Annotated in this window: 21 protein-coding genes; 9 read left to right on the top strand and 12 right to left on the bottom strand. The window is 62.4% G+C overall.

Translation table 11 applies throughout. The features are described 5' to 3' along the window. Nucleotides 1-149 precede the first annotated feature (149 nt). The 4 genes from OHL16_RS18310 to OHL16_RS18325 form a co-directional block, all read right to left on the bottom strand. Complete coding sequence (locus tag OHL16_RS18310; protein ID WP_263368643.1) at nucleotides 150-935, bottom strand: DUF2076 domain-containing protein; 786 nt, start codon at nucleotides 933-935, stop codon at nucleotides 150-152. Between the two features lie 223 nt (nucleotides 936-1158). Then, a complete protein-coding gene (locus OHL16_RS18315; protein WP_263368644.1) occupies nucleotides 1159-2400 on the bottom strand; it encodes a vWA domain-containing protein in 1242 nt (413 codons plus the stop codon). Between the two features lie 124 nt (nucleotides 2401-2524). Beyond that, a complete protein-coding gene (locus OHL16_RS18320; protein ID WP_263368645.1) occupies nucleotides 2525-4045 on the bottom strand; it encodes a sigma 54-interacting transcriptional regulator in 1521 nt (506 codons plus the stop codon). A 42-nt stretch (nucleotides 4046-4087) separates the two neighbouring features. Next, the gene (locus tag OHL16_RS18325; protein ID WP_263368646.1) at nucleotides 4088-4408 is read right to left on the bottom strand and encodes a tetratricopeptide repeat protein; all 321 of its coding nucleotides are present in this window, start codon (nucleotides 4406-4408) and stop codon (nucleotides 4088-4090) included. Nucleotides 4409-4528: 120 nt separating this feature from the next. Here OHL16_RS18325 and OHL16_RS18330 point away from each other — a divergent pair, with 120 nt between their 5' ends. From OHL16_RS18330 to OHL16_RS18360, 7 genes are all read left to right on the top strand, one after another. Next, nucleotides 4529-5050, top strand: a complete 522-nt coding sequence (locus OHL16_RS18330; RefSeq protein ID WP_263368647.1) for an acyl-CoA thioesterase — start codon at nucleotides 4529-4531, stop codon at nucleotides 5048-5050. A 45-nt stretch (nucleotides 5051-5095) separates the two neighbouring features. Then, complete coding sequence (locus OHL16_RS18335; protein WP_263368648.1) at nucleotides 5096-5926, top strand: Mrp/NBP35 family ATP-binding protein; 831 nt, start codon at nucleotides 5096-5098, stop codon at nucleotides 5924-5926. Between the two features lie 94 nt (nucleotides 5927-6020). Next, nucleotides 6021-7097, top strand: coding sequence for a heat-inducible transcriptional repressor HrcA (hrcA, locus tag OHL16_RS18340; protein ID WP_263368649.1), 1077 nt, complete (start codon nucleotides 6021-6023; stop codon nucleotides 7095-7097). Between the two features lie 85 nt (nucleotides 7098-7182). After that, nucleotides 7183-7743: a nucleotide exchange factor GrpE gene (locus tag OHL16_RS18345; protein WP_263368650.1), complete on the top strand. Its 561-nt coding sequence runs from the start codon at nucleotides 7183-7185 to the stop codon at nucleotides 7741-7743. A 39-nt stretch (nucleotides 7744-7782) separates the two neighbouring features. Beyond that, a complete protein-coding gene (dnaJ, locus tag OHL16_RS18350) occupies nucleotides 7783-8922 on the top strand; it encodes a molecular chaperone DnaJ (protein WP_449506067.1) in 1140 nt (379 codons plus the stop codon). 104 nt (nucleotides 8923-9026) lie between these two features. Continuing rightward, nucleotides 9027-9962, top strand: a complete 936-nt coding sequence (gene fmt, locus OHL16_RS18355; RefSeq protein ID WP_263368651.1) for a methionyl-tRNA formyltransferase — start codon at nucleotides 9027-9029, stop codon at nucleotides 9960-9962. Beyond that, the gene (locus tag OHL16_RS18360) at nucleotides 9959-11275 is read left to right on the top strand and encodes a transcription antitermination factor NusB (RefSeq protein ID WP_263368652.1); all 1317 of its coding nucleotides are present in this window, start codon (nucleotides 9959-9961) and stop codon (nucleotides 11273-11275) included. The genes fmt and OHL16_RS18360 overlap by 4 nt, the downstream gene beginning before the upstream one ends. A gap of 33 nt (nucleotides 11276-11308) precedes the next feature. On the opposite strand, the gene OHL16_RS18365 is transcribed toward OHL16_RS18360, so the two are convergent. Genes OHL16_RS18365 through aroB form a run of 4 tightly spaced genes read right to left on the bottom strand, consistent with a single transcriptional unit; the run spans nucleotide 11309 to nucleotide 15554 of the window. Beyond that, nucleotides 11309-12118 (bottom strand): PASTA domain-containing protein, encoded by an 810-nt coding sequence (locus tag OHL16_RS18365; protein ID WP_263368653.1) that lies wholly within the window; start codon nucleotides 12116-12118, stop codon nucleotides 11309-11311. A 20-nt stretch (nucleotides 12119-12138) separates the two neighbouring features. After that, the gene (locus OHL16_RS18370; protein WP_263368654.1) at nucleotides 12139-13596 is read right to left on the bottom strand and encodes a cation-efflux pump; all 1458 of its coding nucleotides are present in this window, start codon (nucleotides 13594-13596) and stop codon (nucleotides 12139-12141) included. A gap of 57 nt (nucleotides 13597-13653) precedes the next feature. Further along, a complete protein-coding gene (locus tag OHL16_RS18375) occupies nucleotides 13654-14433 on the bottom strand; it encodes a ubiquinone/menaquinone biosynthesis methyltransferase (RefSeq protein ID WP_263368655.1) in 780 nt (259 codons plus the stop codon). After that, nucleotides 14430-15554: a 3-dehydroquinate synthase gene (gene aroB / locus OHL16_RS18380; RefSeq protein ID WP_263368656.1), complete on the bottom strand. Its 1125-nt coding sequence runs from the start codon at nucleotides 15552-15554 to the stop codon at nucleotides 14430-14432. The genes OHL16_RS18375 and aroB overlap by 4 nt, the downstream gene beginning before the upstream one ends. A 70-nt stretch (nucleotides 15555-15624) precedes the next feature. Here aroB and nadB point away from each other — a divergent pair, with 70 nt between their 5' ends. After that, complete coding sequence (nadB, locus tag OHL16_RS18385; protein ID WP_263368657.1) at nucleotides 15625-17214, top strand: L-aspartate oxidase; 1590 nt, start codon at nucleotides 15625-15627, stop codon at nucleotides 17212-17214. A 62-nt stretch (nucleotides 17215-17276) separates the two neighbouring features. On the opposite strand, the gene OHL16_RS18390 is transcribed toward nadB, so the two are convergent. After that, entirely contained in the window at nucleotides 17277-18206 is a 930-nt protein-coding gene (locus OHL16_RS18390) for a TerC/Alx family metal homeostasis membrane protein (protein ID WP_263368658.1), read from the bottom strand. A 508-nt stretch (nucleotides 18207-18714) separates the two neighbouring features. On the opposite strand from OHL16_RS18390, the gene OHL16_RS18395 reads away from it, so the two are divergent. Beyond that, nucleotides 18715-19200, top strand: a complete 486-nt coding sequence (locus OHL16_RS18395; protein WP_263368659.1) for a DUF3761 domain-containing protein — start codon at nucleotides 18715-18717, stop codon at nucleotides 19198-19200. A 64-nt stretch (nucleotides 19201-19264) separates the two neighbouring features. Here the strand turns inward: OHL16_RS18395 and OHL16_RS18400 are convergent, their stop codons facing one another. The 3 genes from OHL16_RS18400 to OHL16_RS18410 all read right to left on the bottom strand — a co-directional run bounded on the left by OHL16_RS18400 (nucleotide 19265) and on the right by OHL16_RS18410 (nucleotide 21568). Continuing rightward, entirely contained in the window at nucleotides 19265-20158 is an 894-nt protein-coding gene (locus OHL16_RS18400) for a M28 family peptidase (RefSeq protein ID WP_263368660.1), read from the bottom strand. Nucleotides 20159-20235: 77 nt separating this feature from the next. Beyond that, nucleotides 20236-21021: a twin-arginine translocase subunit TatC gene (gene tatC / locus OHL16_RS18405; RefSeq protein WP_263368661.1), complete on the bottom strand. Its 786-nt coding sequence runs from the start codon at nucleotides 21019-21021 to the stop codon at nucleotides 20236-20238. Next, on the bottom strand, nucleotides 21014-21568 hold the full coding sequence (locus OHL16_RS18410) for a twin-arginine translocase TatA/TatE family subunit (protein ID WP_263368662.1): 555 nt from the start codon (nucleotides 21566-21568) through the stop codon (nucleotides 21014-21016). Before OHL16_RS18410 ends, tatC begins: the two co-directional genes overlap by 8 nt. Between the last annotated feature and the right edge of the window lie 344 nt (nucleotides 21569-21912).

Below are 21912 nucleotides of genomic sequence, written 5' to 3' on the forward strand. Positions count from 1 at the left end.
TTTGGTGGTGAGGGAGGCGCGCTATCGCGTCCTGAGCCTGAGCTTGGGGACAGAAAAAGCAGATCCCTTCGGCTTTCGCTCAGGGCAGGCACCTCCACTCCGCTGCGCTCTGGATGACAGCTTTAAGGAAGGGATCTTTGACTCAGGGACTAGAAATTATCGTCGCTGCCGCTGTCGTCGAAGTCGCTGCTACTGTCAGAGCCGTCGTCGAACGAAGATGAGTCGTCAGCGAAGTCGCTTGAGGAGTCGCTGTCAAGCAGGCTGTCGCCGTGATCGTCGTGGGAGACGGCATCGGAGAAGCGCGATTCGCCACGACGGTCTTCAATGTCGGGTGAGAGATGCTCGCTGCGCTCGTGCGGCGCAGCGTCGTCGTAGTAGTTGTTGATGATCTCCGGACGCGAGGAATCACCGAACCCGCCGAAGCCGGGGGACTCGGAATGCCCGAAGCCGTGCATGAGGCTCTCGATTCCTTCGAAGGCGAGAGCGCCTGCCGCAACGCCCGTTGCAGTCTGCATCGCTGAGCGGAGAAAGCCTCCCTGCGGGGGCGCGCCGTAGGACGGGGCGTAGCTCGGGACGGGAGCGTACTGCGGCTCCTGGGTATACTGCGGCGGAGGCGGCGGCGGTGGAGGAGGAGGCGCGGGGCGGGACGGTTCGTCGGCGTGGCCAAGAAGATTGCCGAGGAAGCTGGTGGCGCGCTTCGGTTGCTGCTGGCGGAGTTGGTCCGCCTGCGCGCGAAGGTCAGCGAGCTGCTTCTGTGCCTGATCGAGAGCGTACTGCTGCACGAGGACGGTCTGGGTGAGGATGTAAAGCGCGTCGGGGTTGCGTCCAAGGGTTTGCTGCAGGAGCTTCTCGGCGTCGAGGTCTTTTTCGGGAAGCTGGGTCTGGTTGATGCGCTCGATGAGGTCCTGAATCATCTGCTGTTCTTGCGGTGTCATGAGACTCCTCTTTTGCGGCGTCGCCGCTTGGTGCTAGCAGTATGACGCAGACGGGGGTGGAAGAGTATGCAGGGCCGGCCGCGTCTCAGTGCGCTGGGGATAACTTGTTTCGATTCAATGAACAGTCTTCGCTAATGCTAAGCGCTCTGTGGAACGATTCGCTCAGTTTCAATGCACAGTTTTTCATTGACGCGAAGCGCCCTGTGGAGCGGTTCGCTCAATTTCAATGGACAGTTTTCATCCGGCGCGTCATGAAGTCCATCAGCAGGTAGTTGCCGAGGGTCTGCGGGGTGGTGAAGTAAGCTTTGCCGCGGCACATGGCGCTCACCTTCTGGACGAACTGCATCAGGGTGAAGTCGTTGGCCAGCATGAAGGTGTTGATCATGATGTTGGAGCGCTTGCAGCGGGAGACCTCTTCGAGTGTCTCTTCGATGACGAGCGGATCGAGGCCGAAGGCGTTCTTGTAGATGCGGCCGTCGGGAAGGGTGAGAGCGCTGGGCTTGCCGTCGGTGATCATGACGATCTGCTTCATGTCCTTGTTCTGCTTGGCAAGGATGCGTTGGGCGAGGCGCAGGCCCTCGCGGGTGTTGGTGTAGTGCGGGCCGACCTTGACGCGGGAGAGTTGGGAGACGGGGACCTCTTCGGCGGTGTCGTGGAAGAGGACGAGGTTGAGGGTGTCGCCGGGGAACTGCGTGCGGATGAGGTGCGCGAGCGCCATGGCGACGCGCTTGGCGGGGGTGAAGCGGTCCTCGCCGTAGAGGATCATTGAGTGCGAGCAGTCGAGAAGCATGACGGTCGCGCAGGAGGATTGATAGTCGGACTGGTGGACGTAGAGGTCGGAGTATTCGATGTTGAGCGGGGCGTTCTCTTCGCCCTCGACGGCAGTGCGGATGCCTTCGCGGGCGAAGACGCTGGAGAGGGTTTCGGTGAGGTCGAGGTTGAGGGTGTCGCCGAATTCGTAGAGCTTAGAGGAGCCGTTGATCTCGACTCCGGCGGCCTCGTGGCGGGTGTCGTGGCGGCCGAAGTTGGATTTGCCCAGCGGGCCCAGCAACTCGCGCAGGGCCTTGTAGCCGAGGAAGTCCATGCCCTTGTCGGTGACCTCGAAGCGGGCGTTTTCGTTCCCGTTGCCGAACTCGCCCTGGCCTTGCTGAGGCTGCTCGGCGTTGATGTAGTTCTGCTCCTCCATCTTCTGGATGATCTTGTCGATGAGTTCTTCGACTTGTTCGCCGCTGAGCTCGTCGAACTTCTCCTGCATCTCTTCGTCGAAGAGATCGCCGGACTCGAGCGCCTGGCGGATGGCCTCGCGGAGGTTCTCGATGGTCTGGTCGTTGAGCTCGCTGAAGCTGGAGTAGGGGTCGCTAAAGCCGGAGTCGAGCAGGAAGTCGCTGAGGGCCTGCATGAGCTCTTCGAGGCCGATGCTCGAGGAGAGGTCGCCGGTGAATTTGGTGTAGCGGACGCGTTTCATAAGTATCCAGCGAGTCAGCGGGTTAGCGAGTCAGCAAGTCAGCGGCTGCTTGCCCAACTCCAGTGAATGTCTGCGCGAGTCGATGCTAACTTGCTGACCGCTTCTTAGCTGACTTGCTGACTCGCTAGTTGAAGCCGCGCCGCGTCCGGCTGCGGGCGGTGTAATCTTCCTGCTCGCGTTCGCGCATGCGTTCGGCGTAGCTGGCGGCTTGATCGATGCGCTGTTTCTTTTCGGCGGCGGTGAAGCTGCGTTCCTCGGTTCGGCTGATGCGCTTGTGGGCGTACATGCCTTCGAGGAGAAATTCTGCTGCGCTCACGGCTGTCTCGGGCGATGATTTGCCGTTGACCTTCAAGGGTGTGAGCTTTTCGAACAGTCCCTGGATCTGTTTAAGCTCGGTGAGCGAGCCGGCGGAGGGTTGGGCATCGTTCAACTGCACGGTGCCGCCGAGATTGAACCACTCCTCGATCTGCTGGGTGTCAGTGCTGGCGAAGTAGCTGTCATAGACGGAGGCGACCGAGGCGCGGATGATCTCGCGGATGACGGTGTCGGCGCCGCGGACTTCGCCCTCGTATTCGAGCTCGATCTTGCCGGTGATGCCCGGGAGTGCGGTGTAGATGTCGCCGACGCGCGGGACAACGAGAGTTTCGCCGTGAATCAAGGCGCGTCGCTCGGCGTTGGAGAGGACGAGCTCCATCGTGGAGATGGGAAGGCGCTGCGAGACACCGCTGCGCTTGTCGACCTTCTTGTCCTCGCGGGCGGTGAAGGCGATCTGCTCGATGATCTGGCGGATGTAGTGCGGGACTTCGATATTGCTCGCGGGGCGGGCAGACCAGGCCTCCTGCGCGGTGATGACGATGCCTTCTTCGATGTCTTCGGGGTAGTGGGTGCGGATCTCGGAGCCGATGCGGTCCTTGAGCGGCGTGACGATCTTGCCGCGGGCGGTGTAGTCCTCGGGGTTCGCGCTGAAGACGATGGCGACGTCGAGCGGCAGGCGGACGGGGTATCCCTTAATCTGCACGTCGCCCTCCTGCATGATGTTGAAGAGCGCGACCTGAATCTTGCCGGCCAGGTCCGGGAGCTCGTTGATGGCGAAGATTCCGCGATTAGCGCGCGGGAGAAGGCCGTAGTGCATCGTCAGCTCGGAGCCGAGGTCCTGGTTGGAGCGGGCAGCCTTGATGGGGTCGATGTCGCCTACGAGGTCGGCCACGGTGACGTCGGGTGTGGCGAGCTTTTCGACGAAGCGGTCGTCAGGTGTCAGCCACGCGATGGGAGTGTCGTCGCCGAGCTTTGCGATCAGGTCGCGGGCGAACTTGCTGATGGGGGCGTAGGGATTGTCGCGGGTCTCGGAGCCGGCGACGTAGGGTGTGTGCGAGTCGAGCAGCGACGTGAGCGCGCGCAGGATGCGCGACTTCGCCTGTCCGCGGAGGCCGAGCAGGATGAAGTTGTGCCGGGAGAGCACGGCGTTGACGATCTGCGGCACGACCGTGTCCTGGTAGCCGACGATGCCCGGAAAGAGAGTCTCTCCAGCTCGGAGCTTTGCAATCAGGTTCTGACGCAGCTCGTCCTTGACGCTGCGGGCCAGCCGCTCAGGGGTGAATCCACTGGTACGAAGCGCGCCGAGGGTCGTTGGGAGAGGGGTCGCCATGATTTAAGTATAGATGTTTGGCGGGCGCGGAAGGTTCGCGGGTCAGGCGAGATCCTCTCGCAGGGCCTCCATCTCGGCCAGAGCGTGCTGGTTGCCGGTGCGGTTAGCGGCGGCGATGCCGTGGTGCAGGCGGTCGAGCGCCTCTTCGACGCGGCCCAGCTTTACGAGGGTCTGCGCGGACATCTGATAGGCAGGGACGTAGTCGGCGTTGAGCTGAATGAGGGTCGTGAACTCGGTCAGGGCGCTGTCGGTGTGGCCGTCCGAGAGGTGCGCCATGGCAAGCCCATAGCGGGCGAAGGCATCGGTGGGGTTCTGTGCCAGGATCTGTGTGAGGAGCTCGATTCTTTCGGAGTTCTGGTCCATGCTTTTGATGGTGCTGTCTGCCGGATGGAGTTGGCAAGTGCGTTGACCGTTCGGATTTAGGCGGAGGGGCTGCAGGGGCGGGTGCACAGGCCGGGCTTCAGGCGATTTACACTGGTAGACGTGAGTGAACAGATTGTGAAGCGAACGGTAGCCGAGTCGCAGTCCGAGCGCACCGAAATCGTCTTTCCGTCGGATTCCAATGCGCTTGGCAACCTTTTTGGCGGGCGGCTGATGCAGTACATCGACCTGGTAGGCGCGATGGCGGCGAGCCGTCACGCGCGCGCCATCACGGTGACGGCCTCGATGGACCACCTCGACTTTGTCGCACCGGTGAAGGTGGGCGAGTTGCTGATCCTGAAAGCGAGCGTCAACCGTGCCTATCGCACGTCGATGGAGGTTGGAGTGCGCGTGATGGTGGAGGATGTCCGTCAGCAGCGGCTGCGCCATGTCTCCTCGGCCTACCTGACCTTTGTTGCGGTCGATAAGGATGGCAACCGGCTTTGCGTGCCGCAGGTTGTGCCTGAGACGGAACACCAGAAGCGCCGCTACGAGGACGCCGGCCGCCGCCGCGACCTTCGCGCGGAGGAGACGCAGCGCAAGAAGGAACTGCGCGCAGCGCTGCCGCAGGAGTGGCACATCTAACCCGGCCATCATGCCGGCACGAAAGATTAGCAAGGAGCAATTCGTATGGGACATATGGGAGCAGTACCGCAGGGGCCGCAGCCACTACCCGGAGTAGCGCACGTCGTTGCCATAGGCAGCGGCAAGGGCGGAGTCGGCAAGACCACGGTAGCGGTGAACACTGCCGTCGCGCTGGGCAAGCTCGGCTACAGGGTCGGCCTGCTTGACGCAGACATCTATGGGCCGAACGTCCCGACGATGCTGGGCGCCACGCGTCAGCCGAACATTATCGGCGAGAACCGCATCGAGCCGATTCTCTCGCACGGAGTGAAGTTCATCTCGATCGGCCTCATCTCGCCCGGCGACAAGCCGATGGTGATGCGCGGGCCGATGCTGCACCAGATCATCCGGCAGTTTCTGCAGCAGGTGGAGTGGGGCGAGCTGGATTTCCTCATCATCGACCTGCCTCCGGGAACGGGCGACGTCGTCATCTCGCTTGTGCAGACCGTTCCGCTTACCGGAGCGGTCGTGATTTCGACAGGCTCGAGCGTTGCGCTGCAGGACGCACGCAAGGCGCTGGAGATGTTTCACCAGGTGAAGGTTGAGGTCCTGGGCATGATCGAGAACATGTCGCAGATGACGCTGCCTTCAGGTGAGGTCATCGATGTCTTCGGGGCAGGCGGCACAGAGCGCACGGCCGCGCAGTTCGGTATCGATTTCCTCGGGGCGGTCGATCTCAATCCGGCGATTCGTGAGGGCGGCGACAGCGGCATGCCTATCACGCTAGCCGGTCCGGACTCCAGGCTGGCAGGCGAGTTCTTTGCGGTGGCCCGCAAAGTCGCCGAGAAGGCCCAGCAGGTGGCTGCGAAGAGCGAGGACATCTTTGAGATCCGTTAGGGAGATACGTTAGGCGCGATAAGCTAGGCGAGATAAGCCAAACGCCGCGGCGAGGTTGACGGAAAAGGTAAACTTTAATCCGGAGGGCAACCGGATGGCAGACGCAGAGCGGATGACGTCGCGGCAGCGAGCCATTCTGTCGACCATCATCGAGAACTATATCGAGACTGGCGAACCTGTTGGCTCCGGCACCATTGCTCGCCTGCAGATTGGCGACGGGGGTGGTATGAGTTCCGCCACCATCCGCAATGAGATGGCGGCGCTGGCGGAGGCTGGGCTGCTCGAACAGCCACACACCTCCGCAGGTCGCATCCCTACCGCGCAGGCCTTTCGCATTTACGTGGAACAGCTTATTGGCGGGGTGAACCCGCGCATCGACGCGGCCCGGCTCTCTGCGCGCTCGCGCATGCAGATCGACTCCAGTTTCGCAGGACTCGCCGGGACGCATGCCGTGCTTGAGCGCACGTCGCACATTCTTGCCACGCTCTCAAGCGGAGTTGGCGTCGCGATCGCTGCTGTCGCGGACAGCGATCTGCTGGAACATGTTCATTTTTCACGACTTGCGCCATCGCGCGTCCTCGCGGTTGTGGTGACCCGCACTGGGCTGGTACGCGACCGCGTGCTTGCACTCGACCGCGATCTCACGGCGGGCGAGCTTGAGACAGCGGGCAACTTCGTCAACGAGAATTTTCGCGGCTGGAGCGTCGAGCATGTTCGCGTCGAGCTGGCGCGCCTCGTCGAGCAGGAGCGGAGCGAGTACCAGCGCATGCTGGACGCCGTGCAGCAGCTCTGGGCCAAGGCCTTGCCAGCCAGCGAGATCCTGACCGAGACGGTGTTCGTCGAGGGGGTCGCGAACCTCATCGGCAGCCAGGCCGACAGCGAACATCTCCGCGAGATGCTCGCCGCGCTGGAGGCCAAGCAGCGCCTTGTGGAACTGCTCAACGCCTACATCGACGCGCGGCAGGAGAGCGTGCGCGTCATCTTCGATCTTGAGCAGCAGGCTCCGGAGATGGCGGGGCTGGTTCTTATCGCAGCTCCGGCTCGCGTCGGCGGGGAGACTCGCGGAACGCTCGGCGTCCTGGGCCCGAAGCGGATGCACTACGAGAACACGCTCAATGCTGTGAGCTACATCTCTCAGGTCTTCGACCGCATGCTCCACGCGGCTGAGTAGACTCGGTCGGCCCCGCCGCGCTCTGTGCTACTGTGCGCAATCGGCGATAATAGAAGAGGAATCGAATATGAGGAGACACAACACAATGCAGGAAGAAACCACTGTGCAGGCCGTACAGGAGGGCGAACTGGAAGCCCCGGCGACCGAAGCGGGGACCCAGACGCAGGAGCACGCTCTGCCAGCTCCCTCAGAGCTTGACCAGGTAAAGGCGGAGCGCGATCAGTTGCTCGACCGGCTGGCGCGGCTGCAGGCGGAGTTTGACAACGCCCGCAAGCGCGAGGGCAAAGAGCGCCAGGACGTGCGCGACTACACCGTTTCGAACACGGTTGAGCCGTTCCTTGGCGTGATGGACAATTTCCAGCTCGCTCTCAAGTCCGAAGGCTCGATCGAGCAGCTCCGCAGCGGCGTTGAGCTGATTCTGAAGCAGATGGAAGACGCCTTGCGCGGGCTGAATGTCGTTCCCGTCGAGGCCGTCGGCGCGCAGTTCGACCCGAGAATCCACGAGGCGCTGGGCAGCATCGAAACCAAGGAGTTCCCTGACCATCAGGTTCTCGAGGAGATTCGGCGCGGCTACCGCATCCGTGACAAGCTGCTGCGCCCGGCACTGGTTAGGATTGCTGCCAATCCCTCCCAGATCAGCGAGTAATGACCTCGGCGACGAGGGTTCGAAACAGGTTTTGGAAAGATGAGATCAACAGCCAACGTGACGAAGATTGATTTCTATGAGGTATTGGGTGTTTCGCGCGACGCCTCCGATCAGGAGCTGAAGACTGCCTACCGCCGGTTGGCGATGCAGTACCACCCCGACCGCAACCCGGGCGACCCTGCAGCCGAAGAGAAGTTCAAGGAGTGCAGCGAGGCCTACCAGGTGCTCAGCGACTCTGACAAGCGCGCGGCCTACGATCGCTACGGTCACGCGGCCTTCTCCGGCGGCGGCCCTGGCGCGGGCTTCAACGGCAGCCCCTTCGGCGGGCAGGACCTCGGCGACATCTTCGGCGATCTCTTCGGCGAGATGTTCAACATGGGCGGCAGCCGCAAGGCGTCGCGGGTGCAGCGCGGACGCGACCTCCGCTACGACCTCTCGCTCGAGTTCGAAGAGGCAGTCTTCGGCGTCGAGAAAGAGATCACCATACGCCGCAGCGAGACATGCGCGGAGTGCAGGGGCACGGGCGCTGCCAAGGGCAAGGGGCCTGTCACTTGTACACAGTGCGGCGGCCGCGGCCAGCAGCGCTTCCAGCAGGGCTTCTTCTCTGTCGCGCGCACGTGCTCGGTCTGCGGCGGAACGGGAACGCTCATCGTGGACGCCTGCAAGGTCTGCTACGGCGAGACGTATCTTGAAAGGGAACACACTATCCTCGTCAAGGTTCCGGCGGGCGTCGAGCAGGACACGCGCATCCGCTATCAGGGCGAAGGCGAGGCTGGAAGGTTCGGCGGACCGGCGGGCGATCTGTACGTCGTCCTGAACGTCAAGCCGCACAAGTTCTTTGAGCGCGACGGCGACGACCTGCACTGCGTGATGCCAATCTCGTTTCCACAGGCCGCACTCGGCACCGAGCTCGAGATCGGGACGCTCGAAGGTCCGGAGACGCTGCGCATTCCCGAAGGCACGCAGAATGGCCGTGAGTTCAGGCTGCGCGGCAAGGGAGTCCCGCATCTGAACCAGCGCGGCAAGGGCGACCTCATCGTTCGCATCAACGTGCTGACGCCTACCAAGCTCACAAAGCAGCAGAAGGAGCTTCTGCGGCAGCTCGGCGAGACGATGCCCATCGATAACGCTCCGCACTCCTCCGGGGTCTTCGAGAAGGTGAAGGAGATCTTCAGCTAGCTTGAGCGGAGCAGGAAAGGGTAGAAGCCCCGGCTGGAGCCGGGGCTTTCCTGTGCGCTGAGTTGAAAAGGTATTCAGCGTTCAACATTTAGCATGGACACAGAATGAGACTCGTCTTCTGCGGAACCCCACAGTTCGCCGTCCCCACGCTTGAGGCTGTTCTCGCCGCCGGCCATGAGGTCGCGCTTGTCGTCACACAGCCAGACCGGCCCGTCGGCCGCGAGCAGCGGCTTCAGGCTCCTCCCGTCAAGACGACTGCGCTCGCTCATAACCTTCCGGTCACGCAGCCCGACAAGATCAAGACCAACGCGGAGTTTCGCGCGCAGCTTGAAGCGATTCAGCCGGATGCGATCCTCGTCGTTGCCTATGGCCGCATCATCCCGCAGTGGATGCTCGACCTGCCGCGGCACGGCAACATCAACCTGCATGGCTCGCTGCTGCCGAAGTACCGCGGGGCCGCACCGATCCAGTGGGCGGTCGCTGAGGGCGAGACCGTCACCGGCGTCACTACGATGCGACTCGACGCCGGGCTCGACACCGGTCCCATGCTGCTCGCGCAGGCCATTCCCATCGGCGAGGAGGAGACCGCAGTCGACGTCTACGACAACCTCGCCGAAGTCGGTGCGCCGCTCATGGTCGAGACGCTGCGCCGCCTCGCCAAGGGCGATCTCTACCCCGAGCCGCAGAACCACACCATCGCCACGCATGCGCCCATCCTGACCCGCGACGACGGCAACATCGACTTCGCCCGCACTGCCGAGCAGATTCACAACCGATGGCGCGGCTTTCAGCCCTGGCCCGGCGCTTTCACCACGCTGCGTGGCAAAAAGCTTATCGTCCACTCCGTGCGTGCCGTCGGTGAGCATGAGCTTTACGAACCCGGAACTATCTGCGTCGAGGGTGAAGCCCTCCTCGTCGCCTGCGCCAGGTACACGACGCTAGCTATCGACGAAGTGCAGCTCGAAGGCAAGCGCCGTATGCCGGCGGCCGAGTTCCTGCGCGGCTTCCAGATCAAGACCGGCGAACGACTCGGCCAATGAAGACACGGGACAGGCAGAGCGGGAACGGAGGCGCGGCGTCGCGCAGATCGTCAGGGACGACTCAGGCAAAGCCCGTCTCCCCCGCGCGAATGGCGGCCTTCGAGATTCTCGCGCTGGTTGGCGACAACAAGGGCAATAGCGACGATCTTCTTCACTCCACTCACACTGCAAAGCTATCTGGCGAAGATCGCAACCTCGCCACAGCGCTCGTCCTCGGAGTACTTCGCTGGCAGATTGCCCTCGACGCCCGCATCCAACCTCTGCTTCAACGCCCCGATCAGCGTCTCGGCGAGCCCGTCGCCATCGCGCTGCGCCTCGGGGCCTTTCAGCTCCTGCACCTTGATCGCATCCCCGCGCACGCTGCCATCAACGAGAGCGTCGAGCTGACACGCGGGAGCGGCAACCCGCACGCCGCCGGGATGGTCAACGCCATTCTGCGGAAGCTGGCCGCGACACCGGCCCGGGGCAGGCCCATCCACGAGAGCGCTGCCGCCATCGCCCAACGTCTTGGCCATCCGTTGTGGCTTGTCGAGCGTTGGGTTGCCACCTACGGGCGACAGGCAACGCTCAAGATCTGCGAAGCCGACCAGGTAGAGCCTGCCGAATCCATACTCTTTTCAGCCGAGCCTGAAGCGCATTTGCCGCAGATGGACGACGGCTCGCGTCTCGTCGCTGAGCTGGCCGCCGCCTCCGCTGCGCAGGCCACGCGCGTCTGGGATGCCTGCGCCGCGCCAGGCGGCAAAACCCTCATCCTTGCTCATCGCCTGCCCAGTGCGTCCATTCTCGCAACCGACGCCAGCCCGCGCCGCCTTGAGCGAATGCGCGCCCGTCTCGGGCAGTATCCCTATGCCTCAAACATTCGCACCGAGGTCGCCGATGCTACCGAGCCAGCCGCGAGCCTTGGCCACTTCGACCTGATCCTCTGCGACGTTCCCTGCAGCGGCACCGGCACACTCGCGCGCAACCCCGAGATCCGTCATCGCCTTGCTTTACCGGATCTCAAACGCCATGCCGCACGCCAACGTGCCATTCTGCGGGCTGCGCTCGATCGTCTTGCTCCTGGCGGACGGCTCCTCTACTCCACCTGCTCGCTTGAGCCCGAGGAGTGCGAGCAGGTCATCGCCGCAGTCGCCGCCGATGTTCCGCTCCACACCGTTTCGATTGAACCTGTCCTCGACCGTTTGGCGGCGAGTGGCGTGCTTCGTGAACCTCTGCCGGGAGCCATTCGCAACCACGCTCTCCGGACCTTGCCAGGAACGCACCCTGGCGACGGATTCTTCGCGGCTCTGCTGGAGCGTCCTGCCCAGGCATAAGGTGCGTCAGGAGACCGAAGAGGGCAGAAGAGATCAATGGGTCAGGGAGAGCCTGACGATCTCTCCTCGCACGACCCGGTGTCCTGACGGAGGCGTCTGGGCCATGACCGTCCCGGTGGTTGAGGCGGCCGGAGCGGTTTGAGTTATTGTTGTCGTCGCTGTAGAAGGAGTCGCTGGAGTTGCAGCAGGGGTGGCCGCATCTACTGGAGCCGCTACTGCTGAGGCAGGGGTGACATCCTCGATGCTAGCCACGCGCAGGCCGGCTGCCATCGCCCGTGCGTAGGCTCCCGCCAGACTCAGCCCCACCAGCGAAGGCATCACGTAGGCCTGCTCCGCGTCATCCGAGGGAACGCTCAGAAGTACGCTGACTCTAGGTGAATCCACTCCCGTTGCGTTGGCAGGAGGGGTCTGCGCGACCACCACTCCCGGCTCGTCCGGAGAGGCAAGCTGCCCCACCGTCCCCAACTCCAACCCTAGCTGCTTTAGATGGATCGAGACGGCCCGTTCTCCCTGCCCCTTAAGATCGGGGATCGAGACCTGCTGGGTCCCCAGGCTTTCAGTTACACGCACGGGCCAATTTCGTCGCACGACTGCGCCAGGGGCGGGGAACTGTGCGAGCACCTCGCCGGCGGGAGTGTTCGGCGAATAGAACTTGTTCTCCAGCCTCAGTTGCAGTCCCATTGAACTTGCGCGACGGCTTGCCTCCGCGACCGTCATGTGCGTCAGATTGGGCACTTTGACTTCGCGCCCATGAATCGCGAGTCGCATGGCGATGAACGCAGAGATGAGGGCCACTGCCACCATCGCCATCGCCCCGAGAACCAGGTTGAAGAAACGCCTCATCCCACCATCCTACCGTTTCATCACCGGCGATTGTCCGTAGCAGGCTCCGGGTGAATCAGCAGCCGGTCGACCTCAGGCGAATCCAGTTTGAACTCGCCCTCAAGGGCGGTAATGACAGCATGCACGCGCGACATCGGCAGATCATCCGGCAGCGTGCAGTGACAGTTCATCTGGATGTGCTGTTCACTGGCGGGGCCGAGTCTGGTCACAAACACGTCGTGGATATCGAGGATCTCTGGAAACCTTGTGGCGGCGCGTCGCAGCCGTACTTCGAGCTGCCGGTCGCGCTCCTGTGAGGATGGTCGCTCGATTGTCGCAGGCAGACTCTCGATGTGCGTCAGAATGGAGGAGATCTCCGGAATCTCGCGACGGATCTCGGACTCAAGCTGCGTTGCCAGATCGTGCGCCTTGCGCAGGGGCATTGTCTCGTCGACTTCGAGGTGCTGTTCCACGTGCAGTTGATGGTTGAACTGCTGCACCGTCACGTCATGGATCACAAGGTTCGAGCGTGCCGCAACCGCGCGAATCCTGTCATGGACGCTTTCAGCCAGCGGAGCCTTCGGCACTGAGTGCACCACGACGTCCGCGCCCGGAAGATGGCGCTTTACTGCCTCCGTCGCCGCCAGGGTGATCTGCTCGGAGCGCTGGAAGGTAAGGTTGCGCGGCAGGCCGAGGGTGAGGTCGGCAAAGTAGCTTGATCCGGAGCGGCGCGTCCGAATGCGATCGACCGAGAGGACGCCGTCGATTGCGCGAAGATCGCGGACCAGCTCGCGGCGCATCTTTTCGCGTGTCTCGCTTGGCGTGGCGTCCAGCAGAGCATCAATCGTCTGCTGCGCCAGCCGCCACGTCACGTGGAGAATCACCCCGGCGACGACAAGCGCTGCGATGGGGTCTGCCATCTGCAGCGCCGGAATTTTCCACTGCTTCCCAGCATAGGTTGCGCTCAGCCCTACCAGCACGGCGAACGACGACCAGATGTCCGTGCTGAAGTGCATCGCATCCGCCTGGAGCGCGATACTCTGATGATCGTGCGCGACCCGCGAGAGCTTCTTCGACCGGGTATAGTCGACCGCCATCGACAACAGCAGTACGGCGAACGGCCATATCGAGAATGCCAGGGACAGGCGCTCGTGGAAGAAGATGCGCCGTACAGCCTCGGCTACGATCCACACGCATGAGACCAGCATCAGCACGGCCTCGATGAAGGCTGACAGGCTCTCCACCTTGCCGTGGCCATAGTTGTGGGTGTCGTCGGCCGGCCGGTCAGAGACCTGGACGGAGAACAGGGTGATCGCGGCTGCGACGAGATCAATCGTCGAGTGGACCGCCTCAGACAGCATGCCGAGAGAGCCCGTAAGCACTCCCGTCAGGAACTTCAGCAGCGTGATCCCCAGCGCCGCCAGAACGGACGAGAGAGCCGCAGAACGCTTCACAGAGCGGGTCTGAAGGGCATTCTGCGTTGTCTCGGTGGAGGTCATGGGAACTCAATCGTACCGAATGTCAGGCGCGCGTGCACGTCTCTTGTTTTCAAGGGCTCAGGGCTTTCTGGCGCGGTAAAGCCCTGTCGTGCCAAAGGTGTAGCCCGTCCAGGTTGCGTCGCTGAATCCCGCTTCGCGGATGAGCTTCAACATGCGCGCCGGGCGTGGGAAGCGCTCAACCGAGGCCGGAAGGTAACTGTAGGCCCTGGCGTCTCCCGAGATCATCCCGCCGATCTTCGGCAGAATCTTCCTGAAGTAGAGGTTGTATACGGCGCCGGTCACCCCCTCCGGTTGGTTGCATTCCAGGATTCCGATCTGACCGCCTGGCCTCAGTACGCGGTAGAGCTCGGCGAGCCCTTCCTCATAGTTCGCCAGGTTGCGAAACCCGAAGGCTGAGGTCACCAGATCGAGCGAGCCTGCGGCAACAGGAAGATGAAGCGCGTCGGCTTCAATCGCGATGATGTTTCGCCCGGCGAATTTCTCTGCGCCTCGCGACAGCATCTCGTGCGAGAAGTCCACGGCAAGCATCGGGGCCTCGCCCGATCCCGCAGGGCGGTGCTTCATCAGCGCGAGCGTCATGTCGCCGGTTCCGCAGCAGAGATCGAGCGCCACTGCTTCAGGCCGCGCCAGCACTTCGTGAAAGGTGTGTGCCGCGCGTGTCCACCACCAGCGGTCGAGCCCCACGGAGAGCAGATCGTTCAAAAGGTCGTACTTTGGCGCGATCGAGTCGAACATCTGCTGCACGCCGGTGGCTGCGGCCTCTTCGGTGCTCGCTCCTGTTGGCCGTGCTCCCGTGGAGGACTCATGCTCCAGCCGATTCTGATGCAGATTTGTCATGCTCGCTTCTTTGCGGCGGTGCCCCGGGTCTTCTCGCGCATCAGCGCGAGCATCCACGCGGTGGCCTCGAGCAGCTCTGCTTTGGTGACGTCGCGGACAATCTCGACGGCTCCGATTCCAGTTGGCAGGATGAATGAAAGCGTGCCGCTGCGATTTTTCTTGTCACTCGAAGTCAGGGCCACGAGCTTCTCAGCGGTTGCTGTGAAGCCGCTGAGTGGGCCGTAGCGCAGGATCAGGCTGATGATCCGGCTCGCTTCGGCATCGGAGATGAGTCCGCGCATGAGCCCGAGCCTGGTCGCCGCGATGCTGCCCCAGCCTACAGCCTCGCCGTGCAGGAGTTGCTTGTAGCCCGTGGCGGCCTCGATCGCATGGCCCACGGTGTGTCCGTAGTTGAGAATCATCCGCAGGCCGGACTCGCGCTCGTCGCTGGCAACGACTTCGGCCTTGACCCGGACGCTTGCCGCGACAACGTGCGCCAACGCCTTGGCGTCTCCGGAGAGCACCGTATCTGCGTTGCGTTCGAGGTAGCGAAAGAGGCTTGCATCGCGGATGACGCCGGCTTTGATTGACTCCTGCAGGCCGGCGTGAAGCTCGGCTGCGGGAAGTGTTCCCAGCAGGTCGATGTCTGCGAGAACGGCGAGAGGATGGTGGAAGCTGCCGACGAGGTTCTTGCCCGCGGCGAGATTGACGCCGGTCTTGCCGCCGACGGAGGAGTCCACCTGCGCGAGAAGGGTTGTGGGAATCTGCACATAGGGGACCCCGCGCATGTAGATTGCTGCGAGGAAGCCTGTCACATCACCGACCACGCCGCCGCCGAAGGCCACTAGCAGAGCGTCACGGTCGGCTCCCGCCTCGGCCATCTGCTCGGTCAACGACTCAAGCGTGCGCAGCCGCTTATGCGCCTCGCCCGCGGGAAGGAACAGTACAGTTGGCGGCTCAGCGAAGGATTCGAGGAACTTCCTGCCCCAGAGTCCCCATATCTCCGGCGAGGTGACGACGAAGGTGCGGAATGGCTTCTTGTCCCTGAGCTTCTTCAATCGTGAAGAGAGCGTGCGGAGCAGACCGGAGCCGATTGTGATGTCGTAGCTGGCGCTTGGAGTCTTGAGATGAATCACAGACACAATAGCTTCATCCTATCGTATGGAGTATGCAGACGTTTGCAGGGAGTAGCATCAAGAGACAGGAGTTACTGTGGGATTTTCGCAAGATGGGGTTGATTTCGCTGCCAGTGATGGGGCAAGAGAACAGGTTGATTTTCTGATCATCGGGGCTGGAATCGCCGGTCTTCGCGCGGCGATTCAGCTGGCCGAGGCAGGCACGGTCCTCGTCATCACCAAGGAAGAGTTGGCCGAGTCGAACACGGCCTACGCACAGGGCGGCATCGCCGTGGCCATGGGGGGCGACGAAGACGTTGCGCTTCACCTGGAGGACACGGTTGCTGCGGGCGACGGTCTCGTCAACCGTGAGGCGGCTGCCGTCCTCGTCGAGCAGGGGCCGAAGCGTGTGCAGGAACTCCTTACCTGGGGAACAGACTTCGACCGCGAACACGGCGAGCTGATGCTGACCCGCGAGGCCGCCCACAGCCGTAACCGCATCCTGCATGCCCAGGGCGATGCCACGGGCCGGGAGATCGCGCTCTCGCTGCTGCGCCACGTCCGGCAGATTCCTGCGATTCGGATTATGGAGTGGACGACTGGTATCGATCTGCTGACCGAAGGCGGCCGCATCGTCGGTGCGACCTTGCTCGATGGCGAGGGCGGGCTGCTTACCGTTTATGCCGATGCGGTGCTCATTGCGAGCGGAGGCGCAGGCCAGGTCTACAGCGATACCACGAACCCGGCGGTCACTACAGGCGACGGCATCGCCATGGCCTATCGCGCAGGCGCAGCCGTCAGCGATATGGAGTTCTACCAGTTCCATCCCACTGCTTTCAGCGCCCCCGGCGCACCGCGCTTTCTGCTGAGCGAGGCCCTCCGCGGCGAGGGTGCGTATCTGGTCAACGCGGCGGGCGAGCGCTTCATGCACCGCTACCACCCGCTGCTGGAGCTTGCTCCGCGCGACGTCGTCGCCCGTGCCATCACGCACGAGGGGATGGACGGCCCCGTGTACCTCGACATGCGTCATGTGCAGAAGGACCTCCGGCAGCGCTTTCCCGGCATATCGAGCTTCCTCGCCCAGCATCACCTCGACCTCAACCGGGACCTCATTCCGGTACGCCCCGCGGCGCACTATCTGATGGGAGGCATCCGTACCGATGTTCACGGCCGCACCTCACTACCTGGCCTCTATGCCGCGGGCGAGGCCGCCTGCACCGGCGTTCACGGCGCCAATCGACTGGCGAGCAACTCGCTGCTGGAAGGTCTGGTCTTCGGAGCCGCCGCCGCCGACGCCATGATCGCCGACCACACTGTTCCTGTGCCGCACAAGGTCCAGCTCACCTCCGTTCCGTCGCCGAATGGCTCAACCCACGACGCCAGCATCGAACGATGGATTCAAGAGCTTCGCGACGTCATGTGGAAGTATGCCGGCCTTCTTCGCGACGCGGCCGGCCTTGAAGCCGCGGAGCGGGCGATCGCCGCCTTGGGGGCTACCATGCCTCGTGGTCTGTCGCGCCGAGCTATCGAAGCGCACAATCTTCACACCATCGCGAGCACCATCGTCGCCTCTGCCATCGGCCGCCGCGAGAGTCGGGGCGCGCACTTCCGCAACGACTTTCCCCGGAAGGATGCGGAGGCCCGGCACTCGATCCTTCAGAACGGCACGCTCAGCTTCACACAGTAAAAGACCCGGCTGCATCTGCCGCCGCGTCGTTGCAGTGCCCCGGTAAAGGCCAATTTAGCCATCTAACGCTGCGCGACTTGGCTCTTGGGAGCCTTCAGCCAGAGCGAAAACACGATCGTTACGCCGATCATCGCGAGAACCGTGACGAGCGAAGCCACGGGACCCACCTCGTACCAGCGGGCGGCCAGCATCTTCAACCCGGCGAACGCCAACACGGCTGCGAGCCCGTAGTGCAGGAACCGCAGCCGCTTCAGCAGATGCGCCAGCAGGAAGTACAGCGAGCGCAGCCCCATGACTGCCATGATGTTTGAGGTATAGGCAAGGAAGGGTTGCCGAGTGATCGAGAGCACCGCCGGGATGGAGTCGATTGCAAAGACCAGGTCCGTCAGTTCGATGGCCACCAGCGCCAGAAGGAGCACCGTCACCATCCGCTGGCCGTCCTCGACGGTGACGAAGCAGTCCTGACGCAGGCTCACAGGCCTCACTTGAGAGAGCCATAGCAGCCAGCGAGGCGCGTGTTCTTTCTCCTTCTCCTTGGGCAGGAGAAACTTCACGGCGGCGAACAGCAACACCGCACCAAACACATAGCTGATCCATGCGAACCGCTCCAACAGCTCGATTCCCATGGCGATAAAGGCGCCGCGCATCACGATCGCCCCTGCGACTCCCCAGAAGAGCACCTTCGGCTGCTTCGCCGACTCGATCTGTAGCATTCCGAAGAGCATCAGGAAGACGAGCAGGTTGTCGATGGAGAGCGCCTCTTCAATGGCATAGCCCGCCAGATACTGCGTCGCCGCCGCTCCTCCCATTTTCAGTAGGACGAACCCGGCGAAGGCGAGTGCAGCGGCCACCCATAGCGCGGTTGAGGTAACCGAGACGGCGTGCTGCCTCCCGGCAGGTTGTCTCCGGGCATAGAGCAGCTCCACCCCCATCAGGGCGATGACGAATACGTGAAATCCGACCCAATGGCTTAGAGGGGTAAAGCCTTCCATACCCTTAGGATGCTATCGCGGTACGAGGCCCCGCGCATATGTGGAGGGGCCAGGTACCGTGTGCTTCCTAACGCTGAGCGGGTTAGCTCAGACCCAGAATCATCGTATAGATGAAATAGATAGCAATCCCAAGTAGTACCCAAAGGACAGAGGAGAGAAGGAGACTGCGGAGAATCTCCCCCACCGGGTGGGCGTTGAAGAACCCTTCAGAACCGCTCTGTGGAGCCGATCCCACGGATGAACTTGAGCGGTCACGCGGAGACAAAACAGACGATGTCTGCATAGACACACCTCACAATGAGAGCAGCAGAATAAGCGGAGCTCTTGCCGCGAAGCCATCCCTCGAAAGCGGAAGTTAGCAAACAGTTAAGCCAGCCTGGCTGGCGGGAGTTAACCATTTGGCTATAGGCTCCTGGTGACAGGATGGCACCCCGGGCGTAGCATATTGCCCGTATTACGGGCGCAAATCGTTCCACTTGCGTTTCTTGATCGTGATTGAGGAGCGTGTATGAAAATCGCAATTCGTCTCATGATGGTAGCCGCCGGGTTTTTCGTGGCCCAGGCCGGTTTTTCCCAGGCACCTGCCGGTTCCACGGGCCAGTGTAAGGACGGCACCTACACCAGTTCAGCAAGCAAGAGCGGCGCCTGCCATGGTCACCAGGGCGTCAAAGAGTGGTTTGCCACTGCACCTGCGGCTTCGGCCGCGGCGGCCCCGAAGGCGGCAGCCTCCGCTACAGAGGCTGCTCCCGCTGCCGCTGCATCAACAGCCGCTGCGGCTCCGGCCAAGGCTGCTTCCAAGGCTTCGTCCACGGCGAGCATGCCACAGGCGGCAGGCGGTGGCCCGGGAATGGTTTGGGTCAATACAGCCTCCAACGTCTACCACTGCCCCGGCTCGCAGTACTACGGCAAGACCAAGCAGGGCGCTTACATGTCAGAGGCCGACGCCAAAGCCAAGGGCGCTCACGCTGATCACAACCACCCCTGCACCAAGTAGCTCTTTACGACAACACCGAAAAAGGGCGGCCGAGAGGTCGCCCTTTTTCGGCTTGTAAGCAGCCTCAGCCGTGCAGATTGACCAGGCGGATCATCTCTATGACCAGATCGCCGGCAATCTGCAGGGAGTGTGCGCTCACCTTATCCAGAGTATCGAGCGCTGTGTGGTGATATCCGCCCTCCGGGTGCTCCTGCGTCGGCGGGCCGTAGTCCAGGTCGATGATGTCCAGCACAGGGACGCCGCGCTGCCGGAAAGGCAGGTGGTCGTCAGACACTTCGGTAGGATTCCTGAAGATATACGACGAGTGCCCGGTATTTTTCGCTGCCACGGCGAGCGTGTCCAGCAGCCATGGGGTCGAGTTCCCGTCCTTGTCGATGTTCAGGTCCTTGTCCCCGATCATGTCGGTCAGCAGAAACGCCTTGATCTTGCTAATCGTTCCGTTCGCGGACCACTTCGCCGCGAGATGACGGCTGCCGTAAAGCGAGTCGTGGTCGCTCCACGACTGGATCGCCTCTTCGCCGTCGAAGAAGACCAGCCAGACGCTGTATCCCTCAGGCGGATGTGCACGCATGTAGTTTCCCAGTTCAATGAGAAGCGCTGTGGTTGAGCCGCCATCGTTGGCTCCCACAAAGTTGATGTCGCGCAGCGGGTAGTTTGTCTCGTAGTGACTCGCGACTACGATCACGCCGTCCTTCTTGCCAGGAAAGCGGACGATGTAGTTCGTCATCGGAAGCCGTCCGGCGGGCGTGTTGGCGTCGAAGTGGTCGGCCTCGAAGTCGCCCTTCGCCGCCTCTGCCTTGAAGTGGGACTTGATGAACTCCTCAGCCTTGGCGTGGTCGGGCGAGCCGATCCAGCGATGCGGCGCCGCAGTGATGTACTCGCTGGTCAGGCCATACGCCGCCTGCCCACTGAACTTCGCTGCGGCCTTATGGGCCTGAGCAGGTGCCAGAGTTGGCAATAGCAGGGCTGACATGAGAACCGAGAGCCGTCGTACGGGGCGGCAACTCAACCGGCAACTCCGGGCAATAGAGAAGATCATGCGGACTTGGCCTCTTTGGCTTTGCGACGGGAGGGGTTGAAGACATATGCGACGCCGACGCCGACCAGATACAGCACCAGCATTGGAGTCGCGAACAGGCACATGCTCACCGGATCGGGGAGCGGGCAGATGATCGCCGCGATCACAAAGATGATCAGAACCGCATAGCGGATGTGGCGTACCAGGAACTTTGCATCGACGATTCCGAGGATCGACAGAAAGAAGATCAGGATCGGTAGCTCGAACGTAATCCCCAGCCCGAGAATCACGGCCAGGAAGAAGTTCGTGTAGTCGTCGATCATGATGTTGGGATGAAAGCGCTTGCCGAAGTCGCCGATCAGCACCTTCAGTGCGCCCGGCAGGACCCAGCGGTATCCGAACCATGCCCCGGCGAGGAAGAGGGTGACTGTCGCAGTCATGAACGGGACGACGTAACGCTTCTCGTTGGAGTACATTCCCGGCGAGATGAACAGCCAGACCTGATACAGGATGAACGGTGATGCGAGAATCGCTCCACCGACCAAAGAGGTCTTCAGATAGAGGTTTAGCGCGTCGGTCGGATGGGCGAAGTTCAGAGGAAGGTGTAGTTCATCGATTGGCCTCGATACGATGCCGTAGAGCTGTTCGCGGAAGATATATGCCACCACGAACCCGATGAGCAGATAGATCACCGAGCGGATCAGCCGCTTGCGCAGCTCATCTAGGTGCTCCATCAAGGTCATACCCGGTAGTTCGGCACGGTCAGTCACAGCGGCTCGGGCCCGGTCAACGAGATCAGCCATGAATCGGGGCCTCGTTCGGGAAGTGGTCCGGCGCATCGGGCGTGTGGCCCTCAGAGCGATCAAACACCGCCGTCTCATGCGCCAGAGTAGACTCGCTGACTGCTGCGGCGGGCGGCAGATCCGGGTCAGCGACGTGCGGTACGGAATCGAACGCGTGCGCCACGGAGTCGTTCGCGACAGGCAGGCCTGTCGATGGAGGCATCATGTTCAACTCCCCCGAGGTCGCAATCGGCAGAGGCTCAGTACCAGACGGCAGGGCCTCAGGAGCGTCATTCACCGGCGCGGCGATTGTGTTCTCTGTCACGGTTCCTTCGGTCAGCGCGGGAGCAGCGGGAGCCGCGGCCTCCATGGCGGCGATCTTCTTCTGCTGCTCGGCCTGTTCGGCCATCCGCAGCTCCTCTTCCATCTGCATTTTGAACTCGTTAGAGGCGCGGCGGAACTCGGCCATCAGCTTGCCCAGTTGACGCGCGAGCTCGGGCAGCTTCTTCGGGCCGAAGAGGAGCAGGGCGAGGAGAAAGATGAAGGCGCTATCGCCGAGGCTCGGCATAATTGCTTCTCATCATAATGGCTTATGTCGAGCGGGAACAACATCGGCAGTGCCCCGCGGCTCTGAGGTAAAATTACTCGCAAGGCTTGAGCAGGTATAAGTTCAGGCCGTGACAAAAGATGGAATCCTTTGGAACACGTCTTTCGTCCAATGAAGTACAAGCGGCCGTTCACGGTCCGCAGCAGGTGAAGGAAACGAGTAGGGTTGCAACATCCCCGTGGACTGGGTGCTGGTTTTATAGCCAGCGCAGCGAATCCACTGCAGCCTCGCAATGAATGCTTTCAACATCCCCGTCTCAAGGCGAGAGCGGCAATGGCCACAGGCCGATACCGTATGGCCTCGTG

This window comes from Edaphobacter bradus (genome assembly GCF_025685645.1).
In the GTDB taxonomy this organism is placed as follows: Bacteria; Acidobacteriota; Terriglobia; order Terriglobales; family Acidobacteriaceae; genus Edaphobacter; species Edaphobacter bradus.